At 66.0% G+C, this 3,501-nt stretch carries 3 protein-coding genes; 2 read left to right on the plus strand and 1 reads right to left on the minus strand.

The genetic code is table 11. The features are described from left to right. Window positions 1-516 precede the first annotated feature (516 nt). Window positions 517-1,149 (plus strand): DUF4360 domain-containing protein, encoded by a 633-nt coding sequence (locus ABZ845_RS31790; protein ID WP_360986975.1) that lies wholly within the window; start codon window positions 517-519, stop codon window positions 1,147-1,149. Window positions 1,150-1,494: 345 nt separating this feature from the next. Then, window positions 1,495-1,779 carry a hypothetical protein gene (locus tag ABZ845_RS31795; RefSeq protein ID WP_360986978.1) on the plus strand — a complete coding sequence of 95 codons (285 nt, stop codon included), beginning with the start codon at window positions 1,495-1,497 and terminating at the stop codon, window positions 1,777-1,779. A 537-nt stretch (window positions 1,780-2,316) separates the two neighbouring features. Here ABZ845_RS31795 and ABZ845_RS31800 read toward each other — a convergent pair. After that, the gene (locus tag ABZ845_RS31800; protein WP_360986981.1) at window positions 2,317-2,808 is read right to left on the minus strand and encodes a cupin domain-containing protein; all 492 of its coding nucleotides are present in this window, start codon (window positions 2,806-2,808) and stop codon (window positions 2,317-2,319) included. Between the last annotated feature and the right edge of the window lie 693 nt (window positions 2,809-3,501).

Consider the following 3,501-nt stretch of genomic DNA (forward strand, 5'->3'; position numbering starts at 1 on the left):
CACCCCCCAGGTCATCCGTTCGACAGGGGGGAACAGTCATGCCGGGCCCGGAGGCCAGCGGCCCTCTTGCAGGACCGCGCAAAACATAACGGGGGAGCCGTCACCACGGAGTCCCGGCCCGCTGCCTGGCTCTGGGGGAAAACCTCCCTGAGCTGGCCCTTCTCTGTGCCCCGGCAGGATTCGAACCTTGCGACACCCGCTTTTGGAGTTCGGTCCGGGCTCTGCGGACTCGGAGTCTTACTGCTGCGCGCCGTACGCCGGTTATCCAGGAGGTACGCCGCTGTCCGTGTTCGTTGATGTCAACGATGGACGTCAGACAGTGGTTGGAGACTTCGCGTCGCTCTGTCCCCGTGTGTGGGTGAACTAGGTCTCCACCCTGAAGGCCGTTTGAGTGACTGGAGCGTCACCTTCTGTGCGCGGACACGCAGCGTGTGGTGCGATGCCCACGGGAAAACCGGGGATCGGGCTCGGATAGCGACGACCGCCCTGGATCCGTGGACGACTGAAGGGAAGCCCATGGTGCTCCGCGCGCTGGCCGCGACTGGTGTCGCCACATCCTTGTTCGGCTCGGCGGCCTTCGGCGGCCACCCGCCCCCGCCGCCGGCCCGGATCGTCATCGAGAGCGTGACGGCCAATGGTTCCGGCTGCCCGCCGGGGACGGCCGCCGTGGCCATCTCCCCCGACCAAACCACCTTCACCGTCACCTACAGTAACTACCTCGCCCAGGTGGGGCCCAGCTCGCCGCCGACCGACCGGAAGAACTGTCAGCTCAACCTGGTTCTGCACGTCCCCGGTCGCCGCTCCACGTACGCGATCGTGTCCGCCACCTACATGGGCTTCGCGTCACTGGCGCCGGGCGCGTCCGGGACCCAACGGGCCAGCTACCACCTCCAGGGAGATGCCCACACCACCAACTTCACCCATCACTTCCCAGGCGGGTTCAACAACGACTGGCAGACGACCGACACCGTGCACATCGCCGCCCGGGACGTCGCCCGCTGCGGAGAGGATCGCAACCTCACCATCAACACTGAACTGCAGGTCGATCGCGGCACCTCGAGCCCGAGCGCCACCAGCTTCATGGAGATGGACTCGACGGACGGCAGCATCCAAACCGTGTACCACCTGGCCTGGAAGAAGTGCCAGTGATCTCCTGGCGCTGCGATCGGCGGGTGCGTCCAGGCCAACGGCTCTCGTGATCGGCGTGTGGGGATCGCTGGAGGCGAATGCGCCGGCGGAGCAGTGCAGTCGGACGGGCCTGTCGATTCACTCTCCGCAGGTGCATCCAGCTGCTGCTGGTGCTTCCTTGACGGCGTGGCTGGTGCGGCAGCCGCCGCCGTGCCGCGCTGATCTACCAGCGCATGACCAACGACCGAGACCGAGCCATCGCCGACCGGCTTGGGACCATGATTCGGGAGGGCGGGGGAGGGGCCTCCGGTCCTGGGGATAGGTATTGGCCTTGCTGTGATGGTCGAAGCTGGCGATGCTGGGCCGATGCCAGGGCAGCGCAAGAGAAGGCGTCACCAGCAGGACGAGGTGCAGCGGGCTGCTGCTCGTTTCGCGCGTGACGCGGGCCGCTGGGAGGTCCTTTTCGAAACCCAGGACGAGGCGGAATGGCACGCTCATATCCGCCGTCTCCGAGCGTCGGACACGCAGATCGACTGGACGTCGGTGCGGGTGGACAGGCTCTGTGGGCGCCTGACGCAACCGACCATGTTCCGGCTGAGCCTCTTCGTCCCAAACGCCATGCTCGATCCGGGCCAGGACTCCTCCACGTAGTGGCGCGCGCGTGGCACGACCCCTGAAGCGCCGAAGGGCCGGCCCGGGACGAAATCCCTCCTGAGCCGGTCCTTCTCTCTGCGCCCCCGGCAGGATTCGAACCTGCGACGCCCGTTTTAGGAGAGGGTCTGTAGCCTGCCCTGTCCGTGATGGCCTTTCCCCGGCTTCGCTGTTCAGGCTGGTCAACGCGGTGCAGTCTTCCGTACCTGTGTGATCGTTCCCTGTCCTTACTCGGCCTTCCGTTTCCATGACGTGCCCATCAGGGGCCTTCTGAGGCCCCTGGGGACCGGGGCGACTTTCGGGCAGTTCCGGGCGTGCGACGCGGGGACCGCAGCACTCGGTGCAGCCTAGGGCCACTCGTTTGGATCAGACCGGGCTCGCGGGCGCTGGCACCGTTCCCCCAAGCTCTTCGAGCAGGGGGTACCCCCAGCCGCGTTGTCGTCGGTTGCCATGGCTCCGCCATGACGCCCTCCTCCGCCTCGCGATGCACGGCACGAGACCCCGCTCCCTGATCCGGCCTGATCCAAACGAAAGACCCTAGTCGTCGAGCATGTCGGTGTTGTACTGGTCGTGCCTGACCCGGAAGGCTTTCAACTCTTCGCGGCTGCGCTGTGAGTACTCCGCCACCTTCTCGAAGTACTCCTCCCTGGGAGCGCCCGGTGTGAAGAGCAGCAGCAGCGACACCGGGTCGTCACTGTCGTTATGGAAGGCGTGGAGCCCGCCGGCCGGCACGTAGAGGAAGTCTCCCTCGCCTCCTGTGACCCAGTGTTCGCCGTTGTAGAGCCGGACCTCCCCGGACAGGACGTAGAAGGACTCGGAGATCGTGCGGTGAAAGTGTTCCGTGGCGCCCATGGCCTTCGGCCCCATGTCGATCTTGTACAGGCCGAACTCGCCGTTGGTGTTCTCCTGCTTGGCCACGTAGCTGATCCCGAAGTCGCTGGAACCGGTGTCGGGTTGCGGGGATGCAGGCAGGAACAGTGCGCTGACCTGGCCCCTTTCGCCGAAGTAGCGGGGTTCTGGATAGGACATGGCGACTTCCTTTCGGGGTGGCGGTGTAGCACCGCACACGACGCCTCACCCAGCGGGGCCAGGATCTGGCCGACGAAACGGTCGCGGCCCGCCTGCGGGACTACGAGGGCATACCGAATCGACCACGCACCGGACCGCGGAGCCGGTCCGCCGGAGGCTGCGCGCCCTTTCAGCTAACCTTCGTTTTCTGAAGATCGCTCTGTGGAGCCCGCTCGGCACCGTGATTCCCCGCGGTTCCCCGTGCGATCGGGCACGGATGGGGCACGGGCACCTTCTGATCCGTTGCTCTAGCCGGATCGGCCAGTGACGGCCATACCTGACCTGCGAACTGTCCACATGGGCTGATCGAGGGGCAGTCACCCGCCGACCACTGCCGTTCCAGGTGGCTCCCCGCTGGATCTGGCACGGGTGTGGCACGGGGAACCCCTGGACTTCCTCAACTCTGCTTCACGGATGAGCACCTACCCCGGTACCCGAACCACCGTCTCTGAGCAGGGGAAGAGCCGTCGGCAACTGTCGTCGTCCGTCGTCGGCCGCCCTCGGACGGCCCAGCGACGGCCCCGGATCCGAACAGCAAACTGCTGTGCCGACTGTGGACCTAGTAGATTGTCGCGGCTTAATTTTGCTGTGTGGTTGGGTAGAGGTGGCGCAGTTTCACGCGTGCGTCGTCGGTGGTGAAGTGCCAGTCGACTT

The organism is Streptomyces sp. NPDC047022, from assembly GCF_040644155.1.
Taxonomy (GTDB): Bacteria; Actinomycetota; Actinomycetes; order Streptomycetales; family Streptomycetaceae; genus Streptomyces.

Coding starts and splice junctions, on each gene's coding strand:
- ABZ845_RS31795 (WP_360986978.1), top strand. CDS start 1,495: ATGCCAGGGCAGCGCAAGAGAAGGCGTCACCAGCAGGACGAGGTGCAG.
- ABZ845_RS31790 (WP_360986975.1), top strand. CDS start 517: ATGGTGCTCCGCGCGCTGGCCGCGACTGGTGTCGCCACATCCTTGTTC.
- ABZ845_RS31800 (WP_360986981.1), bottom strand. CDS start 2,808: ATGTCCTATCCAGAACCCCGCTACTTCGGCGAAAGGGGCCAGGTCAGC.